The organism is Streptomyces sp. NPDC059668, from assembly GCF_042734135.1.
Lineage (GTDB): Bacteria > Actinomycetota > Actinomycetes > Streptomycetales > Streptomycetaceae > Streptomyces.
The window spans coordinates 42,315-64,012 of sequence record NZ_JBHWEL010000043.1 but is presented as its reverse complement, the minus strand read 5'-3'; the positions used below and the strand labels follow the sequence as shown (position 1 = coordinate 64,012).

The 21,698-nt window shown below is 67.6% G+C and carries 17 protein-coding genes, 2 pseudogenes and 1 riboswitch; of the genes and pseudogenes, 13 read left to right on the top strand and 6 right to left on the bottom strand.

What is annotated here, in order from left to right:
- Positions 1-15 precede the first annotated feature (15 nt).
- The gene (locus tag ACFV2J_RS26885; RefSeq protein ID WP_385083760.1) at positions 16-507 is read left to right on the top strand and encodes a barstar family protein; all 492 of its coding nucleotides are present in this window, start codon (positions 16-18) and stop codon (positions 505-507) included.
- Positions 508-725: 218 nt separating this feature from the next.
- Here the strand turns inward: ACFV2J_RS26885 and ACFV2J_RS26880 are convergent.
- Positions 726-1,461, bottom strand: a pseudogene (locus ACFV2J_RS26880) (transposase family protein).
- Positions 1,462-1,687: 226 nt separating this feature from the next.
- On the opposite strand from ACFV2J_RS26880, the gene ACFV2J_RS26875 reads away from it, so the two are divergent.
- From ACFV2J_RS26875 to ACFV2J_RS26865, 3 genes and pseudogenes are all read left to right on the top strand, one after another.
- The gene (locus ACFV2J_RS26875) at positions 1,688-2,116 is read left to right on the top strand and encodes a hypothetical protein (protein ID WP_385083761.1); all 429 of its coding nucleotides are present in this window, start codon (positions 1,688-1,690) and stop codon (positions 2,114-2,116) included.
- A 14-nt stretch (positions 2,117-2,130) separates the two neighbouring features.
- Positions 2,131-3,867: a caspase domain-containing protein gene (locus ACFV2J_RS26870; RefSeq protein ID WP_385441053.1), complete on the top strand. Its 1,737-nt coding sequence runs from the start codon at positions 2,131-2,133 to the stop codon at positions 3,865-3,867.
- A gap of 149 nt (positions 3,868-4,016) precedes the next feature.
- Positions 4,017-4,768, top strand: a pseudogene (locus ACFV2J_RS26865) (transposase family protein).
- Positions 4,769-4,921: 153 nt separating this feature from the next.
- On the opposite strand, the gene ACFV2J_RS26860 reads toward ACFV2J_RS26865, so the two are convergent.
- The 4 genes from ACFV2J_RS26860 to gcvT all read right to left on the bottom strand — a co-directional run bounded on the left by ACFV2J_RS26860 (position 4,922) and on the right by gcvT (position 9,309).
- Entirely contained in the window at positions 4,922-6,289 is a 1,368-nt protein-coding gene (locus tag ACFV2J_RS26860; RefSeq protein ID WP_385083762.1) for an L-serine ammonia-lyase, read from the bottom strand.
- Between the two features lie 100 nt (positions 6,290-6,389).
- Complete coding sequence (glyA, locus tag ACFV2J_RS26855; RefSeq protein ID WP_385083763.1) at positions 6,390-7,652, bottom strand: serine hydroxymethyltransferase; 1,263 nt, start codon at positions 7,650-7,652, stop codon at positions 6,390-6,392.
- Between the two features lie 11 nt (positions 7,653-7,663).
- Positions 7,664-8,041, bottom strand: a complete 378-nt coding sequence (gcvH, locus tag ACFV2J_RS26850; RefSeq protein ID WP_385083764.1) for a glycine cleavage system protein GcvH — start codon at positions 8,039-8,041, stop codon at positions 7,664-7,666.
- Between the two features lie 149 nt (positions 8,042-8,190).
- Positions 8,191-9,309 (bottom strand): glycine cleavage system aminomethyltransferase GcvT, encoded by a 1,119-nt coding sequence (gene gcvT / locus ACFV2J_RS26845; protein ID WP_385083765.1) that lies wholly within the window; start codon positions 9,307-9,309, stop codon positions 8,191-8,193.
- Between the two features lie 146 nt (positions 9,310-9,455).
- Positions 9,456-9,577: riboswitch (glycine riboswitch) on the bottom strand.
- 168 nt (positions 9,578-9,745) lie between these two features.
- Here gcvT and ACFV2J_RS26840 point away from each other — a divergent pair.
- The 8 genes from ACFV2J_RS26840 to ACFV2J_RS26805 all read left to right on the top strand — a co-directional run bounded on the left by ACFV2J_RS26840 (position 9,746) and on the right by ACFV2J_RS26805 (position 19,148).
- The gene (locus ACFV2J_RS26840; RefSeq protein WP_385083773.1) at positions 9,746-10,426 is read left to right on the top strand and encodes an AAA family ATPase; all 681 of its coding nucleotides are present in this window, start codon (positions 9,746-9,748) and stop codon (positions 10,424-10,426) included.
- 174 nt (positions 10,427-10,600) lie between these two features.
- On the top strand, positions 10,601-11,383 hold the full coding sequence (locus ACFV2J_RS26835; protein WP_385083766.1) for an enhanced serine sensitivity protein SseB: 783 nt from the start codon (positions 10,601-10,603) through the stop codon (positions 11,381-11,383).
- A 170-nt stretch (positions 11,384-11,553) separates the two neighbouring features.
- A complete protein-coding gene (locus ACFV2J_RS26830; protein ID WP_385083767.1) occupies positions 11,554-12,354 on the top strand; it encodes an enhanced serine sensitivity protein SseB C-terminal domain-containing protein in 801 nt (266 codons plus the stop codon).
- Positions 12,355-12,700: 346 nt separating this feature from the next.
- Positions 12,701-13,714 (top strand): ABC transporter permease, encoded by a 1,014-nt coding sequence (locus ACFV2J_RS26825; protein ID WP_385083768.1) that lies wholly within the window; start codon positions 12,701-12,703, stop codon positions 13,712-13,714.
- A gap of 66 nt (positions 13,715-13,780) precedes the next feature.
- Positions 13,781-15,562 (top strand): ABC transporter substrate-binding protein, encoded by a 1,782-nt coding sequence (locus ACFV2J_RS26820; RefSeq protein WP_385083769.1) that lies wholly within the window; start codon positions 13,781-13,783, stop codon positions 15,560-15,562.
- A 117-nt stretch (positions 15,563-15,679) separates the two neighbouring features.
- Positions 15,680-16,678, top strand: coding sequence for an ABC transporter permease (locus ACFV2J_RS26815; RefSeq protein WP_351420904.1), 999 nt, complete (start codon positions 15,680-15,682; stop codon positions 16,676-16,678).
- Complete coding sequence (locus ACFV2J_RS26810) at positions 16,675-17,769, top strand: ABC transporter ATP-binding protein (RefSeq protein ID WP_385083770.1); 1,095 nt, start codon at positions 16,675-16,677, stop codon at positions 17,767-17,769. The genes ACFV2J_RS26815 and ACFV2J_RS26810 overlap by 4 nt, the downstream gene beginning before the upstream one ends.
- Positions 17,770-17,792: 23 nt before the next feature.
- Positions 17,793-19,148, top strand: coding sequence for an ABC transporter ATP-binding protein (locus ACFV2J_RS26805; RefSeq protein ID WP_385441039.1), 1,356 nt, complete (start codon positions 17,793-17,795; stop codon positions 19,146-19,148).
- A 212-nt stretch (positions 19,149-19,360) separates the two neighbouring features.
- Here ACFV2J_RS26805 and ACFV2J_RS26800 read toward each other — a convergent pair whose 3' ends face one another.
- Entirely contained in the window at positions 19,361-19,882 is a 522-nt protein-coding gene (locus ACFV2J_RS26800) for a hypothetical protein (protein WP_385087386.1), read from the bottom strand.
- Positions 19,883-20,271: 389 nt separating this feature from the next.
- On the opposite strand from ACFV2J_RS26800, the gene ACFV2J_RS26795 reads away from it, so the two are divergent.
- Positions 20,272-21,663, top strand: a complete 1,392-nt coding sequence (locus ACFV2J_RS26795; RefSeq protein WP_385087384.1) for a M1 family metallopeptidase — start codon at positions 20,272-20,274, stop codon at positions 21,661-21,663.
- Positions 21,664-21,698: the final 35 nt, after the last annotated feature.

Genomic DNA, 21,698 nt, shown 5'->3' with positions numbered 1-21,698 from the left:
CCAGAGGAATGTGGGATGGCAATCCAATCAAACCCTTTGACCCGCCCTTCCTCGCCTTGGGTGATCAAAGCCGACCTGGATGACGCCACCGTCAGGAACTATGTTCAAGACGCCGGGGATTCAGGGGTGGTTGTCGAGCTTCAGGGCGGGGAGGCGAGGACGCTCGACTCCTTCTTCTCGATGATTTCGAGCAGATTGGATTTCCCCGAATATTTCGGCCGGAATTGGCCGGCTTTGAAAGATTGCCTGACCGATCTCGAATGGCTTCCGGCAGATTCCTACTGCCTGGTGTTCCGGAACAGCGGCTTGCTCTTCGCCGACGAGCCGATCGAGCGCCGGGCCTTTCTCGATACTGTGAAATTGAGCGCCGAAGAGTGGGCGGCTCCGGTAGCGCTGGGTGAGTGGTGGGATCGTCCGGCGATCCCATTCCATGTCGTATTGGATCTCGGGATCGCAGATTGGGATGCAGACCAGGTCGTCGAGGTCGGCCAACTCCTCGCCCAATGAGTGGTGTGCATCGTGAAGTTGCGGGCCACGGGCATGGGGTGAGGGGCGGGAGAGGTACTCGCGCCGGTCGTCGGCAACGGCACCAGAACCGACCGTCCGCTGCCCCCGGCATCAGTCGTCGCCCGTCCGCCCGGTGCCGCATCACGGCCACCCCCGCGACCTGACGTCGTCGTTGACCGGTCTGGTTCCGGCGCCGCGGATCGGAACACCGAGCTTCTTCAGCGTTGCCGCTTCAGGGTGAGGGCCGCTTTGACAATTGACGTCATGCGGTTCGGACTGCACCGGGTTACGCAGAAGATGCGCCAGGACTTCAGGCGGGCGACGCCGCGCTCGACTGGTGTCCGTACCGAGGCCAGTGCCCTGTTGACGGTGAGTTCCTGCAGGGGCCGACGTTTAATGCCCGTGGTCAGCCAGGGGCCGCCGCCCTGGTAGGCGAGATCGGCCGGGATGGGGACGCCCTGGCGCTCGCAGATGCGGACGATCCGGTGAGTGCGGGCGGCGGTCAGGTCGTGAGCCCGGCCCGGCAGCGCGGGCGAGAGCCACAGTAGTCGGTCGTCCGGATCGGTGACCGCCTGCACGTTCACACCGTCCCGGCGGTGCTTGTGGGAGTAGTCCCCGCGTGAGTCGCCGACGCGGTCGCACTCGGCGAGGGTGCCGTCCAGCATGACGAAGTCGGGGTCGGCCTCGCGCAGGACCTTCAGCAGACCCGGTGCTCGTTCGGCGAGCAGGTGGATGATCGCGCTGGTGTAGGCATGGGCGGTGGACTCGCTGATCCCGAACCCGGCAGCGATCTTCGCCAGGGTGACGTGCTCGCGCAGGTATACCGGTGTCACCATCGCGCGCTGAGACGGGGCGGAGCTTGCAGCGACGGTCCCCCTCACGGGTGACGATGAGCATCGTGACCCACTCCACGAGCCCACGGGGCAGGTCGAGTGCGGCAGGATAGTTGACCAACGAGGCCGCCGAGCAGCGTGATTGAGACGTCAGACATCTCGATCAACAGCCCGGGAGCCTCGCTCGTTGCGTCTCGCGGACCATCACCTGATCGGTGGCCGCCTCGAAGAAGCTCCGTCAAAGAGCTTCACAGACGCAGGTGTTGTGCAGGGGCTTTCTGGTTACGCTGGCCGTTCGGCTAGTACGCGGGGGCATCGTGAGGGCTTCGACGAGTCAGATCAGTGTGGTGCTCAAGGGCAGCACGGACAGCGATCCAGCGGAACTGGAGTCGTGCGCGCTCGCGTTGCGTGAGCGCTTGCTGGAGCTCGACGTCGAAGATGTCGTGTTGGGGCGGGCAGGAGAAAGCGTGCCGGAGGGCGCGAAGCCGGGCGAGGTGATCGCTTTGGGCGCTCTGGCGGTGACGGCGGCGCCGTTTGCGGTGCGCAGTGTGGTGCAACTGCTGCAGACGTGGATCGAGAACCGGCCGGTTCGCACGGTCAGTATCGCTCTTGGTGAGGACAGCCTGGAGGTGGAGGCCATCTCATCGGCTGACCAGCGACGTTTGATCGAAGAATTCATTGCCCGGCATACATCGTCGCAACTCGCGGTGGAACCTGCACTGCGTACCGGCCCGGCCGGGCCGGTACCGGATTCCGGAATAGCCGGGCAGGATTGAAGGGGGACATTGGCGTGTCCGGGGGCCGGTTTGCTCTGCTCATCGCGACGGGTCGTTACGACCTTCCCGGTTTGAGGAGGCTGCGTTCGCCGGCGCCTGACGCCGAGGGTCTGGCCGAGGTCCTCCGCCATCCTCAGGTGGGTGACTTCGTGGTGCAGACGGTGGTCGACGGCAGCGTCAACGAGGTGAACCGGGCGGTCGAGCAGTTCTTCCTCGACCGCAGCCGGAACGACCTGTTGATGCTCCACCTCTCATGCCATGGGATCAAGAACGACAACGGAGAGCTGTACTTCGCGGCCCGGGACACCGATCCGAAACTCCTCGCCTCCACGGCTGTCTCCAGTGCGTTTCTGCACACCCAGATGCGCCGTTGCCGGGCCCGGTCCATCATTTTGCTGCTGGACTGCTGCTACAGCGGCGCGTTCCTGCGCGGCGCCAAGGGTGACACCACAGTGCACGTTCGTGATGAATTAGCCGGGCATGGCCGGGCGGTTATCACGGCCACTAACCGCACCGAATACGCCTGGGAAGGGGATCGGATCAGCGAGCTGGAGCCGGGCCGGTCCAGGTTCACTGAAGCCGTGATCGACGGTCTCCGCACCGGGGAAGCCGATCTCGACAACGACGGATTGATCAGTGTTCACGAGCTGTACGACTACGTTTACGAACGGATCCTCACAGCCGGGGTGAAGCAGCGGCCACAAATGTGGGCCGAACTCGAGTACAAGGTAACCATCGCCAAAACAGCGAAGAAGAACGAGGGACCTGCGGTTGCAGCCCTGCTCTATCCGCCTGCGGCGCTGCCCGCCTCGATGCCCGACGTCGTAACCGAACCAGCCGCCAAACGGACCACCCCGCCGCAAAAGGACCACGCCCAGCACACACCGCGCAGCGGTCTCGGGGTGGACGTGGCACCACGGGATGCATCCGGGGTGGCTGAAAGGATCAGCAGTCCCGGATACACCAACCGCAAGACCTGCGACTTCCTGAAAGACCTCCGTACCGCTCTCGCAGAGCACGCAGTGACCTACGAGAAGGCTGCTGCCCTGTCACCCACCGGCGTTCCGCCACAGCTTTCGCGCCTGCTGGCCGGAGGATTCCCCTCACTGCAGTACACCATTGCCTTAGTTTCGGCCTGGAACGGTGACATTCCCAGCTGGACCAACCGCTGGCGATCCGCAGCCAGTGCACTGAAAAAAGAACTCCAAAAAGAACGATCTGCGCAGGACACCTTGAGGGAGCTCACCCGGGAACTCGAAAGCGAAGATGTCCGTGACGAACCCGCGGACAATGTTGATCAAGCCCTTAAGGACAACAGTGGTCTCGGGGTGGACGTGGCACCACGGGAACTATCCGGGGTGGCTAAAAGGATCAGCAGTCCCGGATACACCAACCGCAAGACCTGCGACTTCCTGAAAGACCTCCGTACCGCTCTCGCAGAGCACGCAGTGACCTACGAGAAGGCTGCTGCCCTGTCACCCACCGGCGTTCCGCCACAGCTTTCGCGCCTGCTGGCCGGAGGATTCCCCTCACTGCAGTACACCATTGCCTTAGTTTCGGCCTGGAACGGTGACATTCCCAGCTGGACCAACCGCTGGCGATCCGCAGCCAGTGCACTGAAAAAAGAACTCCAAAAAACACCATTTACTCCGGAGGACACCTTGAGGGAGCTCACCCGGGAACTTGCAGCTGACGGGACGGCACCCCGAATGTCCTCCTGGAACAAGATTCTTCGAAGACCGTCTCCCTGAGAGCAGGGGTAACGCGCAGCGGTGAGCGTCTTCAGCGAGGCCACTGATCGGGTGGCGGGGCGGCATGAGGTGGGGATGCGCAACGGACAGGGCTCCCGTGCCGTTGAGGGAGGTGTTCGCCGTCTCGATCACGCTGCTCGGGGGCCTCGTTGGTCAACTATCCTGCCGCACTCGACCTGCCTCACGCCCTGGTCGAGTGGGTCACGATGCTCATCGTCACCCGCGAGGGTGACCGGCGGTGCAAACTCCCGCCGCACCGTCGTGCGCTGGTCGCACTCGTGTACCTGCGTCGCCACGACACCCTCGCCCGTATCGCCGCGGCCTTCAGGATATCCGTCGGCACCGCCCACGCTTACGTCACCGCAGTCACCACTCTGCTCGCCGAGCAGGCGCCGGGCCTGCTGAAGACGCTGCGCGCGCACGACCCGGACTTCGTCCTCCTGGACGGCACACTCGCAGAGTGCGACCGCGTCGGCGACGGCCGGGCCGACTACTCCTCGAAATGCAAGCGACACGGGGTGAACGTGCAGGTCGTTACGGACCCGGCCGGCGAGATTCTGTGGCTGTCGCTGGCACTACCGGGCCGGACCCGCGATCTGACGGCCGCCCGCACCCACAACATCCTCCGGATCTGCGCGCTCCAGGGCGTTCCGATCCTCGCCGACATGGCCTACATCGGTGCGGGCGACTGGGTCACCACAGCCAAGCGCCGCCCGCCAGGCGGTGAACTCACCCTCACCGAGCGGACCGTGAACCGGGCCCTGTCTGCGGCCCGGGCGCCCGTCGAACGAGGCATGGCACGGCTGAAGTCCTGGCAGATCTTCCGCGCAGATCGCGCGTCAGCCCCAACCGCATGAGCGTCATCACCAAAGCCGCCCTCACTCTGGAGAAGCAACGCTGAAAATGGTCACTGAGAGAAGATGTCACGAACCCCCCGGTCAGGCCTCCAGCCCGTGGGATTTCCCGGGGACTTCCCGGGGGCTCTCCGCCGAGTGAGCAGGGAAGGCCCTGACAGCGCCGAAAGAAACGAACGCGCTGGTCAGGGCCTGTTTCCCTAGCACTCGATGATGTTGACCGCCAGCCCGCCGCGCGCCGTCTCCTTGTACTTGACGGACATGTCCGCGCCGGTCTCCTTCATGGTCTTGATGACCTTGTCGAGGGACACCTTGTGCGAGCCGTCGCCGCGCATCGCCATCCTCGCCGCGGTGACCGCCTTGACCGCGGCCATGCCGTTGCGCTCGATGCAGGGGATCTGGACCAGGCCGCCGACCGGGTCGCAGGTGAGGCCGAGGTTGTGCTCCATGCCGATCTCCGCGGCGTTCTCGACCTGCTCGGGGGAGCCGCCCAGCACCTCGGCGAGGGCGCCCGCCGCCATCGAGCAGGCGGAGCCGACCTCGCCCTGGCAGCCGACCTCGGCGCCCGAGATGGACGCGTTCTCCTTGAAGAGCATGCCGATCGCGCCCGCGGCCAGCAGGAAGCGGACCACGCCGTCCTCGTCCGCGCCGGGGACGAAGTTGATGTAGTAGTGCAGAACCGCGGGGATGATGCCCGCGGCGCCGTTGGTGGGGGCGGTGACGACCCGGCCGCCCGCCGCGTTCTCCTCGTTGACCGCCATCGCGTAGAGGGTGATCCACTCCATCGCGTGGGCCAGCGGGTCGCCCTCGGCGCGCAGCTGGCGGGCCGAGACGGCGGCGCGGCGGCGCACCCGCAGGCCGCCGGGCAGGATGCCCTCGCGGGACATGCCACGCGACACGCACGCCTGCATCACGCGCCAGATGGCGAGAAGGCCCTCGCGGATCTCCTCCTCGGTGCGCCAGGCCCGCTCGTTCTCCAGCATCAGCGCCGAGATCGACAGCCCGGTCTCCCGGGTGAGCCGCAGCAGCTCGTCGCCGGTACGGAAGGCGTACTTCAGGACGGTGTCGTCCAGCTTGATGCGATCCTCGCCCACCGCGTCCTCGTCGACCACGAAGCCGCCGCCGACGGAGTAGTACGTCTTCTCCAGCACGAGTTCGCCGGAGGCGCCGTACGCGAAGATCGTCATGCCGTTCGCGTGGTACGGCAGCGCCTTGCGCCGGTGCAGGACCAGGTCGTCGTCGAAGGAGAACGGGATCTCCCGCTCACCGAGCAGGCTGATGCGGCCCGAGGCCTTGATCTCCTCCACGCGGTCGTCGGCCCCCTCCACGTCCACCGTCCGCGGGGAGGCGCCCTCCAGGCCGAGCAGTACGGCCTTCGGGGTGCCGTGACCGTGCCCGGTCGCGCCCAGTGAGCCGTACAGCTCGGCGCGGACGGAGGCGACGGCGGGCAGCAGGTCCTCGTTGCGCAGCCGGTGGGCGAACATTCGCGCCGCGCGCATCGGTCCCACCGTGTGGGAGCTGGACGGGCCTATGCCGATCGAGAACAGGTCGAAGACCGAGATGGCCACGGGAACTCCTCGCAAGCGGGGTGGTGCATGGGGTGGGCGCCGCACACATCTGTGACTCCAGTGTGCGCGGCGCCCCGAAGAATCGTACGTTCCGTGCGAATTACTTCAGGCCGGGGTACAGCGGGTGCTTGTCGGCCAGAGCGGACACCCGGGCCTTGAGGGCGTCCGCGTCGTAGGACGGCTTCAGCGCCTCGGCGATGATGTCCGCGACCTCGGTGAAGTCCTCGGCCCGGAAGCCGCGGGTGGCGAGGGCGGGCGTGCCGATGCGCAGGCCCGAGGTCACCATCGGGGGTCGCGGGTCGTTCGGGATCGCGTTCCGGTTGACCGTGATGCCGAGCTCGTGGAGCCGGTCCTCGGCCTGCTGTCCGTCCAGCGCGGAGTTGCGCAGGTCGACGAGGACCAGGTGCACCTCCGTGCCGCCCGACAGGACCGAGACGCCGTGCTCGGTGACGTCGGCCCTCACCAGGCGCTCGGCGAGGATCCGCGCGCCGTCGAGGGTGCGCTGCTGGCGTTCCTTGAAGTCGTCGGTGGCGGCGACCTTGAAGGAGACGGCCTTCGCCGCGATCACGTGCTCCAGCGGGCCGCCCTGCTGGCCCGGGAAGACCGCGGAGTTGATCTTCTTCGCCAGTTCCGCGGTGGAGAGGATCACACCGCCGCGCGGGCCGCCCAGCGTCTTGTGGGTGGTCGTGGTGACGACGTGGGCGTGCGGCACCGGGTTGGGGTGCAGCCCCGCCGCCACCAGGCCCGCGAAGTGCGCCATGTCGACCATGAGGTACGCGCCGACCTCGTCCGCGACGCGGCGGAAGGCGGCGAAGTCGAGCTGACGCGGGTAGGCGGACCAGCCTGCCACGATCAGCTTCGGCCGGCACTCCTTGGCGAGGCGCTCGACCTCGGCCATGTCGACCCGGCCCGACTCCTCGTCCACGTGGTAGGCGACCACGTCGTAGAGCTTGCCGGAGAAGTTGATCTTCATGCCGTGGGTCAGGTGCCCGCCGTGGGCGAGGTTCAGGCCCATGATCGTGTCGCCCGGCTTGAGCAGCGCGAACATCGCGGCCGCGTTGGCCTGGGCGCCCGAGTGCGGCTGCACGTTCGCGTGCTCGGCGCCGAACAGCGCCTTGACGCGGTCGATGGCGATCTGCTCGACGACGTCGACGTGCTCGCAGCCGCCGTAGTAGCGGCGGCCCGGGTAGCCCTCGGCGTACTTGTTGGTCAGGACCGAGCCCTGGGCCTCCATGACCGCGACCGGAGCGAAGTTCTCCGAGGCGATCATCTCCAGGGTGGACTGCTGGCGGTGCAGCTCGGCGTCGACGGCGGCCGCGACGTCCGGGTCCAGCTCGTGAAGGGGCGTGTTCAGAAGCGACATGCGGTGACTCCTCAGCCGGCGGTGAAGGCGGTGTACTCGTCGGCGGACATCAGGTCGTCCGGCTCGTCGGTGACGCGCACCTTGAACAGCCAGCCGCCTTCGAAGGGCGCGGAGTTGACCAGCGACGGGTCGTCCACCACGTCCTGGTTGGCCTCCACGATCTCGCCGGTGACCGGGGCGTACAGGTCACTGACCGACTTGGTCGACTCCAGCTCTCCGCAGGACTCGCCCGCGGTCACCGTGTCACCGACCTCCGGAAGCTGGGCGTAGACGACATCGCCGAGCGCGTTGGCCGCGAACTCGGTGATGCCGACCGTCGAGACGCCGTCCTCGGCGCCCGACAGCCACTCGTGCTCCTTGCTGTAGCGCAGCTGCTGGGGGTTGCTCATGGCCTGAATTCTCCTGTACGCGGGGGAGTGCTGATGAACGGGTACGGACCGGGTGTCCGGATGCCGGGGTTCCCTGGGACAAGGGACAAGGGACAGGGGACAGGGCGCGACGAGGTACGTCACGTCGACGCGCCCGAGTCCCGGTGGACCTACTTCTGGCGCTTGTAGAACGGCAACGCCACGACCTCGTACGGTTCGTGACTGCCCCGGATGTCCACGCCGACCCCGGCCGTGCCCGGCGCGGCGTGCGCAGCGTCGACGTAGGCCATCGCGATCGGCCGGCCCAGCGTCGGGGACGGAGCGCCGGAGGTGACCTCGCCGACGACCTCGCCGCCCGCGACGACGGAGAACCCGGCGCGCGGGACGCGGCGGCCCTCGGCGACGAGCCCGACGAGCACCCGCGGGGGGCTGGCGGCGGCGCGTTCGGCGGCGGCCTCCAGGGCCTCGCGCCCCACGAAGTCACCCTCCTTCTCGAACTTCACGACCCGCCCGAGACCCGCGTCGAAGGGGGTGAGCGAGGTGGTCAGCTCGTGCCCGTACAGCGGCATGCCCGCCTCCAGGCGGAGCGTGTCGCGGCAGGACAGACCGCACGGGACCAGCCCGGCCGGCGCGCCCGCCTCGGTCAGCGCCTGCCACAGCTTCTCGGCGTCGGACGGGGCCACGAAGAGCTCGAAGCCGTCCTCGCCCGTGTAGCCGGTGCGCGCGATCAGCGCCGGGACGCCCGCGACCGTGCCCGGCAGACCCGCGTAGTACTTCAGGCCGTCGAGGTCCGCGTCGGTGAGCGACTTGAGGATGCCGGGGGACTCGGGGCCCTGGACGGCGAGCAGCGCGTACGCCTCGCGGTCGTCACGGACCTCGGCGTCGAAACCGGCGGCGCGTTCGGTCAGCGCGTCGAGGACGACCTGGGCGTTGGAGGCGTTGGCGACGACCATGTACTCGGTCTCGGCCAGCCGGTACACGATCAGGTCGTCGAGGATGCCGCCGTCCGCCCGGCAGATCATGGTGTAGCGGGCACGGCCCACGCCGACGGAGGCGATGTTGCCGACCAGGGCGTGGTTCAGCAGCGCGGCGGCCTGCGGGCCGGTGACCGTGATCTCGCCCATGTGCGAGAGGTCGAAGAGACCGGCCCGGGTGCGGACGGCGACGTGCTCGTCGCGCTCGGAGCCGTACCGCAGGGGCATGTCCCAGCCCGCGAAGTCGGTCATCGTCGCGCCCAGCGAGCGATGCAGGGCATCGAGCGCGGTACGGCGGGGTGCGTTACTGCTCATCGGTGGGGCTCCCAAGGCATGACGGCGAGGTCGTTCCTCCCCATCTGTCATCGGAACCTGAGAGGTTCATCACGACCCCGCGAACGGAGGTCACGACTTGCACCTTGGGTGGAGCCACCGGTCAGCGGCCCGCTTTTCAGATGTGCCTCGCCCGCGCGGTAACGGGGCCTGAGAGATTCAAGGGAGGGACTTGCTCCTTCGGCGTCCCAGTACGACGTACGTCACACGGATGCGTGCACGTCACTGGGAACTCTCCCGCGCGGATTCAAGCGGCCGGTATGCAGTTGGCGGGCACATCATTGCACGCGCCGTCCGATGACGGCAGTCCGCATCTGTAACCGGCCTGTGGCAGTCCGAACACGGAAACAGGAAGCACCGCGCATTACCTTCTCTTTACACTCGACGGGGATGGGACTCCAGACCCAAGGGGAGGACGATCACGGTGAACAGGACCAGGGCGTACGCCACGACCTCGGCCCTCGCGCTGCCGCGGCAGCCGGGTACCGCGGCCGCGGCCCGGGAGGCGTGCGGCACGCTTCCGGCGGCCGTCGTGCGCGACCTCAGGGAGCGAGCCGGACACAGCCCGCACGGCCTGTACTTCGGCCCGGCGGACCTCGTGGTGGTCACCGGACTGCCGGGCAGCGGCAAGTCGACCCTGATGCGCCGCGCGGTCGCGGGCCGGCGCGTGGACTCCCAGGACACCCGTGACCGCTGGGACGGCCGGCTGGCCCGCCGGCTCCCGTACGCGGTCTACCGCCCCCTCGTCCGCCTCGCGCACTACGCGGGACTGCGCCGCACACTGCGTTCCGGCACCGGTGTCGTCGTGCACGACTGCGGTACCCAGGCGTGGGTGCGCCGCTGGCTCGCCCGCGAGGCCCGCCGCCGGGGCGGCACGCTCCACCTCCTGCTCCTCGACGTCACACCGGGCACGGCGCTGGACGGGCAGCGCGAGCGCGGCCGGGGCGTCTCGCGGTACGCGTTCGCGCGGCACCGGGGCGCGCTGAGCCGGCTGCTGCGCTCCGTCGAGCGGGGCGAACTGCCGGAGGGCTGCGGCTCGGCGGTACTCCTCGACCGCACCGCGGCGGACGTGCTGCGCCGGATCGACTTCGACGGATGAGAGGGCGCGGGGCCGGCGTCGGCCCGAAGGACGTACCGAAGCTCGTGCGGGGGAACGGGACATCGTCGTACGAGAGGGTCCTGGGTGCCCACTAACCTTTCCAGCCGGAACACCAGCACGGCACACCAGGACACCGGAACACCGGATCAGCGGTTCACAGCAGGCGGTAGACAGATGGACTTCCCCGACTTCCCGGCACCAGCGCACCCGCACCCCCACCCGCACGGCGGCTGGCCGGGCAACGAACTGGAGGAGGTGCTCTCCGCCTCCCTCGGGGTGCCCTCGGCGGGCGCCCGCATCGTCGAGGTCCTCGGCCGCAGCTTCGTCTGGGTGCCGCTGCCCAACGGCGGCGGTCCGCACGCGGGCCCCCTCGACCTGCCCACGCTGGAGATCGAGGGCCAGGCGTACGTACCGGTCTTCAGCTCCGAGGAGCAGTTCCGCCAGGTCGTCGGCGGCCATCTTTCGTTCACGATCGCGCCCGCCGTCGAGTTCGCCCGCGGGCTGCCCCCGCAGGTCGGCGTCGCGATCAACCCCGGCGGCGTGGTGGGCGTACCGCTGCCGCCCCTCGCGGTCGCCGAGCTGTGCCGTGCCGGACGCACCCCGCTGGACGGTCCCGCGAGCGGCGGCCGGGTGAAACTCTCCGAGCCCGACTGGCAGGACGACCCGGTGGACTTCCTGGCCGCGGCCTCGGGCGAGTTCGCGGCGACCGGCGTGGTCCTGACCGCGCGCCGCTGCCTGGCCAGCATCGAGGGCGACGACCCCGTGATGTTCATCGGGGTCGAACTGGCCGGATGGGAGGGCGACGCCCGGACGCTCCCGCTGGACGCGCTCGGCCGGGCGCTCGGCCGGGTGCCGGTGGACCGGCCGGTGAACATGGTGTTCCTCGACGTCGCGCAGGACCCGGTGGGGGAGTGGATGCGCGCGAACGTGCGCCCGTTCTACCAACAGGGCTACTGACGCGGCGGAGAGCTCCCGAGCCGTGCGTCAAGTCGCTGTCAGGATCGCCGCTTAAGCTGGTTTCATGGCTCGGTCGGGGTGTGGTCGAGGTGTCGACACACCTCGGCCACCGGTGTCGCTGGCGTAATGGGTGAGTTCATCGTGATTTCTTCGCGAAGGGGCGATTGAGGGTGAGTGCGTCGGGCACGGCCGCGGCCGGGCAGGTCGAGCACATGCTGCGCCAGGTGACGCCCGGGCGTTACGACGCCTACGAGGCGCTCCTTCGCGCACTCGCGACCCCGTCGTCCGGCCAGGTGTGGATGCTGCTCTGGCACGGCCAGGGCGGCTCCCCGGACGCCCAGTACGGGAACATGGAGGTGGGCGGCTTCGGCTACGCGCCGTGCGTCACCTCCGCCCAGGAGCTCTCGGCCAGTGGCTGGAACAGGTCGTACGAGGTCGTGGACGGCCTCGATGTGGCCCGCACCCTCTACCCCGACCACTTCGGACTCTGGCTCAATCCGCATGCCCCGGGCGGGGGCCTCGGCATCCCGTGGCTGGATCTGCGCCGGATCGCCGCGGGCCTGGAGCGTCAGCCCGCCGGTCCGCTCAGGCTGTCCGAACCCGGCATCGAGATCCCGCAGTTCTACGCCCTGCTCACGCAGAATGCGCATCGCACCCCGGCCGTGCGTTCGTTGCGGCGGGCCTGGGTGCAGCCCGCGCTCGGGGCGCCGTATCTGGCCATCGGGCTCGACGTCTACGGCACCTCGCCGCCCGACGTCGACTCGGTGCGGGCGATGATGCAGCAGTCGATCGGCGCGGTCCCGGACGGGCTGCCCGTGTCGACCGTCGCGATGTCCGACGAGTACGACCCGGTGGCGATGTGGCTGCGTGCCAACGCGCGCCCGTTCTACGACCGCGAGGCCCACGCGGCCCCCGCGCAGGCGCCGGTGGCGGGCGGGTACGGGTACCCGCCGGCGCGGGGTGTCTACTGAGGTCGTCACGGGACGAACGGTGAAGGCCTGTCACGGGTTCTTCACCGGAGGTTCGGCATGTCTTCGCGCGTAGATGGCAAGGGATCGTCCGGTTAGCGCCCGTATTCGCCGCGCCCGTACCAACTGCCCCGTGTCCGACACCCGTTACCCACCGTCCGGATAACGGAACACCTCAAACAGCATCACGTTTAGGCATCCATTCACCGTCAGGTCTGGCTACAGATCGCCGACGCGTTGAAGACTCCCGCTCCAAGGGGGTTTAACTCCCGTGTACGACGGACTGATCATGCCGCCACAGCGGCACGTGTGGGCCGGCTACCGCCGGTTGAGAGGGGTCCCTGCCACGATGACGGCACCATTGCACGAGCCGACCGCGGAAGCGGCTCCGAGCGCGGCCCAGGAAGCGGCGGCTGCCAGCGCTGCCGAGGCCAAGGCGGCGGTACAGGGGCGGTCCCTCGGGCGGATCGCCTGGGAGCGCCTCAAGCGGGACAAACTCGCCCTCACGGGTGGCATCGTCGTGCTCGTACTCATCGCGATCGCGCTGCTGGCACCCGTGATTACCAATCTGGTCGGCCAAGACCCCGAGACGCACCACGAGAACCTCATCGACCCGCTCTTCTCGACCCCCACGGGGTCCTGGGGCGGTATCAGCGGGGACCACCTTCTCGGTGTCGAACCGGTCAGCGGCCGCGACATCTTCGCCCGGATCATCTACGGCGCGCGGATCTCCCTGCTGGTCGGCTTCCTGTCGGCCCTCGTCGCCGTCGTGCTCGGCACCGTTCTGGGTGTCCTGGCCGGCTACTTCGGAGGCTGGGCGGACGCCCTCATCAGCCGGGTCATGGACGGCCTGCTGGCCTTCCCGCAGCTGCTCTTCATCATCGCCCTGGTCTCGGTCATGCCGAACGAGATGCTCGGTCTGACGGGTACGGGCGTGCGTCTGCTCGTCATGATCCTGGTGATCGGCTTCTTCGGCTGGCCCTATGTCGGACGTGTGGTGCGCGGCCAGACGCTCTCGCTGCGTGAGCGCGAGTACGTGGAGGCCGCCCGCAGTCTCGGGGCGGGCCGGTTCTACATCCTGTTCAAGGAACTGCTGCCGAACCTCGTCGCGCCCATCATCGTGTACACGACGATGATGATCCCGACCAACATCCTCACGGAAGCCGCGCTGAGCTTCCTGGGTGTGGGCGTCAAGCCGCCTACCGCGTCCTGGGGACAGATGCTCTCCTCCGCGATCGATTACTACGACTCGGACCCCATGTACATGGTGATTCCCGGTGTAGCGATCTTCATCACCGTGCTTTCCTTCAACCTCTTCGGCGACGGCGTACGCGATGCGCTCGACCCGAAGGGTTCTCGCTGAACTGCCGTACCCCCTTGGGCCCTTGACCTAACCATGGGCCGATACATACACGGAGGATCCGAGATCGTGACTACCCAACGCACCACAGGGCGGCGCAAGCAGGCCGCTGCCGCTGTCGCGGTGGTTGCCGCGCTGCTGAGCACGGCTGCGTGCGGCGGCAGCGGCGATGGCAAGAGTGGCGACAAGCAGGGCGCTGCCGGCTTCAACGCCGGCAACAACAAGGTCGCCAACGCCTCGGCCAAGAAGGGCGGCACGCTGAAGTTCGCCGGTGCCCAGGACGCCGACTCGTGGGACACCACGCGCGGCTACTACGGCTTCGCCTGGAACTTCATGCGGTACTACAGCCGTCAGCTCGTCACCAACCAGACCCAGCCGGGCGCCGAGGGTGCCAAGGTCACGCCGGACCTCGCCACGAGCACCGCGAAGGTCACCGACGACGGCAAGACCTACACCTACACGCTGCGTGACGGGGTGACCTGGGAGGACGGCAAGCCGATCACCTCCAAGGACGTCAAGTACGGCATCGAGCGTGTCTGGGCGCAGGACGTGCTGTCCGGCGGTCCGGTCTACCTGAAGGACGTCCTGGACCCGAAGGGCACCTACACGGGTCCCTACAAGGACAAGTCCGCCGACAAGCTCGGTCTGAAGGCGATCTCGACCCCCGACGACAAGACGATCGTCTTCCACCTCCCCGCGGCGAACTCGGACTTCGAGGAGATGCTCGCGCTGACCTCGGCCTCCCCGGTCCGCGCGGACATGGACACCAAGTCCAAGTACGGTCTGCACCCGTTCTCGTCCGGCCCGTACAAGTTCAAGTCGTACACGCCGAACAAGGCGATCGTGCTGGAGCGCAACACCAACTGGAAGCAGTCCTCGGACCCGATCCGCAAGGCGCTCCCGGACCAGATCACGGTCAACTTCTTCACCAACGCCAATGACATGGACCAGCGCCTGATCAACGGCGACTACGACCTGGACATCGGCCAGACCGGTATGTCCCCGCAGGGCCGCACCATCGCCCTGAAGCAGCACAAGGGCAACCTGGACAACCCGGTCTCCGGCTACGTCCGCTACGCGGTCATGCCGAAGACGGTGAAGCCGTTCGACAACGAGCACTGCCGCAAGGCCGTGATCTACGGTGCCGACCACAAGTCGCTGCAGACCGCGCGTGGTGGCCCGATCGCCGGTGGCGACATCGGCACCAACATGCTCCCGCCGTCCGTCCCGGGCGCCGAGGGCCAGAAGTACGACCCGTACGGCACCGCCGCCAACGACGGCGCCGCCAACATCGCCAAGGCCAAGGAAGAACTGAAGGCCTGCGGCAAGCCGACCGGCTTCAAGACCACCATCGCGGTCCGCAACAACAAGCCGGTCGAGGTGGCCACCGCCGAGTCGCTCCAGGCGTCGCTGAAGAAGGTCGGCATCACCGTCGACATCGAGCAGTACGACGGTGCGCAGACCGCCGGCATCATCGGCAGCCCTTCGAACGTGGAGAAGAAGGGCTTCGGCATCATCATCATGGGCTGGGGTCCGGACTTCCCGACCGTCCAGGGCTTCGGTCTTCCGCTGTGGGACGGCAAGTACATCCTCGACAGCGGTAACAACAACTTCGGCATGATCGACGACAAGACGATCAACGGTCTCTTCGACAGCTACGTCAAGGAACTGGACGCCGCCAAGAAGGTTTCGATCTCGACCGAGATCAACCACAAGGTCATGGAGGGCGGCTACTACCTGCCCTTCGTCTTCGAGAAGTTCATCAACTGGCGCTCGACGCGGCTGACCAACGTCTACACGACCGACGGCTACAGCGGTCAGTACGACTTCGTCAACCTCGGCGTGAAGTAACCCGGACCGGCGCACCCGCCATAAGGCACGAAAGGCAGGTGAAGGCCGGAGCGGCGTGAACCGTGGGCCACCGGAAGACCTCCGGTGGCCCACGGCCCCGCCGTCGGGCCGAGAGCAGTGCTCGCTTACCTCATCAGGCGGCTCTTCGCCGCCGCAGTGATGCTGGTGGTCATCATTCTGGTGGTCTTCGGCATCTTCTTCCTCGTCCCGAAGTGGGCGGGAGTCGACCCGGCCACGATGTTCGTGGGCAAGCAGGCCGACCCCGCGGCCATCGAGGCGGTCCGGCAGAAGCTCCAGCTGGGCGACCCGATCTTCGTTCAGGTCTGGGAGTTCTTCAAGGGCATCTTCGTCGGACGCACCTACTCGGGCGGCGGAGACGTCACGCACTGCGCGGCGCCGTGCTTCGGCTACTCCTTCCGCAATGAGCAGGCCATCTGGCCGGTCATCACCGACCGCTTCCCGGTGACCCTGGGACTCGCTCTCGGTGCCGCCGTCCTGTGGCTGATCTTCGGTGTCTCGGCGGGTGTGCTCTCCGCGCTCAAGCGCGGCTCCCTCTGGGACCGCGGCGCGATGGTCGTCGCCCTCGGCGGCGTCTCGCTCCCCATCTACTTCACCGGTCTTCTGTCGCTGGCGATCTTCAGCTACGGACTGAACTGGATCGACGCCCAGTACGTGCCCCTCACGGACAGCGTCGGCGGCTACCTCGGCGGCATGATCCTTCCCTGGATCACCCTCGCCTTCCTGTACGCCGCGATGTACGCCCGGATCACCCGGGCCACCATGCTGGAAGTCATGGGCGAGGACTACATCCGTACCGCCCGTGCCAAGGGCCTGCGCGAGCCGGTCGTCATCGGCAAGCACGCCATGCGCTCCACGATGACGCCGATCCTCACCATGCTCGGCATGGACCTCGGTGCCCTCATCGGCGGCGCGATCCTCACCGAAACCACGTTCAGCCTTCCCGGTCTCGGTCAGGCCGTCCTCAAGGCGATCAGCGACAAGGACCTGCCCGTCATCCTGGGCGTCACCCTGATCACCTCTCTCGCGGTGATCGTCGCCAACCTTGTAGTGGACGTCCTGTACGCCGTGATCGACCCCCGAGTGAGGCTCTCATGACCGAACTCAGCAAGAGCGGAGCGGTGGCCGAGCCCGTCATGGACTCGCCCGCGCCCTCCGCCTTCCTCGAAGTACGCGACCTGAAGGTGCACTTCCCGACCGACGACGGTCTGGTCAAGTCCGTCGACGGGCTCAGCTTCCAGCTGGAGAAGGGCAAGACCCTCGGCATCGTGGGCGAGTCGGGCTCCGGCAAGTCGGTGACCTCGCTCGGCATCATGGGCCTGCACACGGCCGGCCAGTACGGCAAGCGCAAGGCGCAGATCTCCGGCGAGATCTGGCTGAACGGCACCGAACTGCTGTCCGCGGACCCGGACTACGTACGCAAGCTGCGTGGCCGCGAGATGGCGATGATCTTCCAGGATCCGCTGTCCGCGCTCCACCCGTACTACACGATCGGTCAGCAGATCGTGGAGGCGTACCGCATCCACCACAAGGTGGACAAGAAGACGGCGAAGCGCCGCGCGGTCGAGATGCTCGACCGGGTGGGCATCCCGCAGCCGGACAAGCGCGTGGACAGCTACCCGCACGAGTTCTCGGGCGGTATGCGTCAGCGCGCGATGATCGCGATGTCGCTGGTCAACAACCCCGAGCTGCTCATCGCGGACGAGCCGACGACCGCCCTGGACGTGACCGTCCAGGCGCAGATCCTCGACCTGATCCGCGACCTGCAGAAGGAGTTCGGCTCCGCGGTCATCGTCATCACCCACGACCTGGGCGTCGTCGCCGAACTCTCCGACGACATCCTGGTGATGTACGGCGGCCGTTGCATCGAGCGCGGTCCCGCCGAGAAGGTGTTCTACGAGCCCAGGCACCCCTACACCTGGGGCCTGCTCGGCTCGATGCCGCGCCTGGACCGTGAGCAGACCGAACGCCTCATCCCCGTCAAGGGCTCCCCGCCCTCGCTGATCAACATCCCGTCCGGCTGCGCATTCAACCCGCGCTGCCCGTACGCGGACGTTCCCAAGGACAACGTGACCCGCACGGTCCGTCCCGAGCTGACCGAGGTCGGCGGACGGCACTGGGCCGCCTGCCACATGAGCCAGGAGCAGCGGGAACGCATCTGGATCGAAGAGATTGCGCCGAAGCTGTGAGCGAGAAAGCCAAGGACGCGGAAGTGACCATTCCCGCACAGGCACAGGACGAAGGCGGCGCCACTCTCACCAAGGACGCCGCCCCCGGCGAGGTCCTGCTGAAGGTGACCGGACTGCAGAAGCACTTCCCCATCCGGAAGGGCCTGTTGCAGCGTCAGGTCGGTGCCGTGCGCGCCGTCGACGGCCTCGACTTCGAGGTGCGTTCCGGGGAGACCCTGGGCGTCGTGGGCGAGTCCGGCTGCGGCAAGTCCACGATGGGCCGGCTCATCACCCGGCTGCTCGAACCGACCGCGGGCAAGGTCGAGTTCGAGGGCAAGGACATCACGCACCTCGGTGTGAGCGGCATGCGCCCGATGCGCCGTGACGTCCAGATGATCTTCCAGGACCCGTACTCGTCGCTCAACCCCCGCCACACGATCGGCACGATCATCAGTGCGCCGTTCAAGTTGCAGGGTGTGACCCCCGAGGGCGGTGTCAAGAAGGAGGTCCAGCGACTGCTGTCGGTCGTCGGCCTCAACCCCGAGCACTACAACCGGTATCCGCACGAGTTCTCCGGCGGTCAGCGCCAGCGCATCGGCATCGCCCGCGCGCTCGCGCTGAACCCGAAGCTGGTCGTGGCGGACGAGCCGGTGTCGGCGCTGGACGTGTCCATCCAGGCCCAGGTCGTCAACCTCCTCGACGACCTGCAGCAGGAGCTCGGCCTCACGTACGTGATCATCGCGCACGACCTGTCGGTCGTCCGGCACGTCTCGGACCGGATCGCGGTGATGTACCTCGGCAAGATCGTGGAGCTCGCCGACCGCGACTCGCTCTACTCGGCGCCGATGCACCCGTACACCAAGGCCCTGATGTCCGCGGTGCCGATCCCGGACCCGAAGCGCCGGAACGCGAAGAGCGAGCGCATCCTGCTCACGGGCGACGTGCCCTCGCCGATCGCGCCGCCGAGCGGGTGCCGCTTCCACACGCGGTGCTGGAAGGCCACGGAGATCTGCAAGACGACCGAGCCGCCGCTCCTGGAGCTGAAGCCCGGCCAGCGGGTGGCCTGCCACCACCCTGAGAACTTCGAGGACCAGGCACCGCAGGACACGGTGCTGCTGTCCGTGGCGAAGAAGGCGGCCGAGTTCGTGGCCGACGAGGTGCTGGCGGAGTCGGCGGAGACGTCGGCGGCGGTGGCCGCGGTGCTGCACCCCGCCGAGACCCCGGCGAAGGAGTCCGCGGAGGCCGCTGCCGAGGAGGAGTCCCCGGTGACCGCCGCGGAGGAGTCCCCGGTGACCGCTGCCGAGGAGCCCGCCGCGGTGGTGTCCGAGGACGCGCCCGATGAGACCGCCGCCGATGAGCCGGACGCGTCGAGGGAATCGGGAACCGACACCCAGAAGTAGTCAGGCGCAGTATCGAAGCCGGCGCGAAACCGCCGACGGCCGTGCCCCGGTAGCCAGAGTATTGGCTACCGGGGCACAGGTTTTTGCGGACTCCGGATCGGACGCCGAAGTTGAAAGCGAAAGCGAAGGCGTAAGCGAATGTGAAAGAGAAGGTGAAAGTGAAGGCCAGGGCGAATTCGGTGGTCGAGGCCTTTTCGCCGGGCATTCTTCGATCAGGAACTGGTCTCCCAGAAGTGCCAGCCGACGGAAGTCGCCGGAAGCTTGGCCGTACCCGACGCGAGCGTCGTCACCGAGCAGTTCGGGTTCGTGCGGTTCGACTCCCACCCGACCTTGAAGCCGTTGGAGCCGTACTGCAGGTTGCCGTACTTGCGGGCGTGGATGTCGTGCGAGTACGTGTGGCCGGTCGTGACGGCCACGGACTTGGTGATGCTGCCGCTCACCGACGCCTTCGCCGAGGCGAACAGGTAGCTGGCGCTCACCTCCAGGGAGGTCGAGAGGCTGTACGTGATGGTCGACGCCCGGGTGACGGAGGCGCTGACCGTGCCGCCGGGACCGTCCTTGAAGTACGCGCCGCTCGCGGGAATCCGGTAGGTCGTGTGCGAGGTGATCCGGACCCCGTAGTCGATCGGGCACGACCTTTTCGGGGTGACGACCGCCGAGGCCGGCGCGACGCCCGCGACAACCGGCATGATTCCGGCCACGACGAGCGTGGCGAGCTTGGCTCTCTTTCGCATGAATTCCCCCATGTGAGTGGTCCGGTCTCCGGTTTTCGCGGAGTCCGTCGAGCTGGAGTGAGCTTATGGAGATGACCGAGGGTGGTCAATCGAATGCGGGGGAGTTGAGGAACAATTGAGCCTGCCGCATTGTGCGGTAAAGAATCGGAATTACTCGGGTCTCCGCCTGTTCAAGTGGTGGACCGTGCGTCCGTTTTCGGCGGCGCGGGGACCCCGGGGGTTCGGCGACGGCGCGGGCCCCGCCGAACCGGAAGCCGCCCGTCAGGAGTCAACCGGCGAGTAGGCCGTGACGATTGGGCAAAGTCATGAACATGCCCGAACGGGAGAGTGCAGAGTCTCGCGTGTCCATCTGATCAGCAGCGATCAGAACACGTACGAAAGGGACGCTCATGGCACTCTCCCGTTCGGCACGTTTAGGAGCGCTCGCGACCGCGGCGGCCTCCTTCCTCGTCATCGCCGCCTCCTCCGCCCCCAAACCGGGCGCGGACGGCATCGGTGACCCCTACTTCCCCCAGCTCGGCAACGGCGGCTTCGACGCCCGCCACTACGACCTCGACGTGGCCTACAACCCGGACACCGACCGCCTCGACGGGCGTACGACGCTCACGGCCCGTGCCACCCAGAACCTCTCCTCCTTCGACCTGGACCTGCAGAAACTGGAGGTCACGAAGGTCGAGGTGAACGGCAGACGCGCCGACTTCACCCGTACCGGCGACGAGATCCGCGTCACCCCGCGCGGCACGCTGTCGAAGGGCAGGACCTTCACGGTGACCGTCACCTACGGCGGTGTCCCCGAAGCGCTCAACGGCCCCATCGTCTTCGGCTCCGACTACGGATGGATGAAGACCGCGGACGGCGTCTTCGTCGCCTGCGAGCCGAACGCCGCCTCCACCTGGTTCCCGTCCAGCGACCACCCCTCCGACAAGGCCACGTACGACATCCGTATCAAGGCTCCCAAGGGCCTCACCGGTGTCTCCAACGGCCGCCTGGTCTCGACGTACGACAAGGGCGCCAGCACCGTCACGCACTGGCGCGAGAGCCGGCCCATGGCGACCTACCTCGCGACCGCGACCATCGGGAAGTTCGACGTGAAGTCGGGGAGGACCCCGGCCGGCACACCGATCTACGTCGCCATCGACCCGGTGCTCGCCAACAGCAACAGCGTCGACGTGTACGCCGTGACCGCCGCGGCCACCGACTACTGGTCGCAGATCTTCGGGCCCTATCCCTTCGAGGAGACCGGCGCGATCGTCGACGACATGCCGGAGGCCGGGTTCTCGCTGGAGGTGCAGTCCAAGCCCGCGTACTCCGCGGTGCGCTCGGAGTCGACCATCGTGCACGAGCTGGCGCACCAGTGGTTCGGCGACTCGGTCTCGGTCGAGCACTGGAAGGACATCTGGCTCAACGAGGGCTTCGCGACCTACGCCCAGTGGCTGTGGTCCGAGCACCAGGGCGTCCGCTCGGCGCACGACTCGTTCCTCGCCGGGTACGACTCACGGCCCGCGGCGTCCTCCTTCTGGCAGACGGTCGTCGCCGATCCGCAGCGGGACACCATGTTCGCCTCGGCGGTCTACCAGCGCGGCGCGATGACGCTCCAGATGCTGCGCGAGCGCATCGGCGACACCGCGTTCTTCAAGCTGCTGCCCGCCTGGACCAAGCTGCACCGCTACGGCAACGCGAACACGGCCGACTTCATCCGGCTCGCGGAGAAGATCTCCGGGAAGCAGCTCGACGATCTCTTCCAGACCTGGCTCTTCACCCCCGGAAAACCTTCCCTCTAGGCCTCCGTTTGCCGTCTAGGCCTTTCTTTGTAAGG

Excerpts from the sequence above, each read along its gene's own strand:
- gcvH (WP_385083764.1), bottom strand. The coding sequence starts at position 8,041 with ATGAGCAACCCCCAGCAGCTGCGCTACAGCAAGGAGCACGAGTGGCTG.
- glyA (WP_385083763.1), bottom strand. The coding sequence starts at position 7,652 with ATGTCGCTTCTGAACACGCCCCTTCACGAGCTGGACCCGGACGTCGCG.
- gcvT (WP_385083765.1), bottom strand. The coding sequence starts at position 9,309 with ATGAGCAGTAACGCACCCCGCCGTACCGCGCTCGATGCCCTGCATCGC.
- ACFV2J_RS26800 (WP_385087386.1), bottom strand. The coding sequence starts at position 19,882 with ATGCGAAAGAGAGCCAAGCTCGCCACGCTCGTCGTGGCCGGAATCATG.
- ACFV2J_RS26825 (WP_385083768.1), top strand. The coding sequence starts at position 12,701 with ATGACGGCACCATTGCACGAGCCGACCGCGGAAGCGGCTCCGAGCGCG.
- ACFV2J_RS26810 (WP_385083770.1), top strand. The coding sequence starts at position 16,675 with ATGACCGAACTCAGCAAGAGCGGAGCGGTGGCCGAGCCCGTCATGGAC.
- ACFV2J_RS26885 (WP_385083760.1), top strand. The coding sequence starts at position 16 with ATGGCAATCCAATCAAACCCTTTGACCCGCCCTTCCTCGCCTTGGGTG.
- ACFV2J_RS26795 (WP_385087384.1), top strand. The coding sequence starts at position 20,272 with ATGGCACTCTCCCGTTCGGCACGTTTAGGAGCGCTCGCGACCGCGGCG.
- ACFV2J_RS26835 (WP_385083766.1), top strand. The coding sequence starts at position 10,601 with ATGGACTTCCCCGACTTCCCGGCACCAGCGCACCCGCACCCCCACCCG.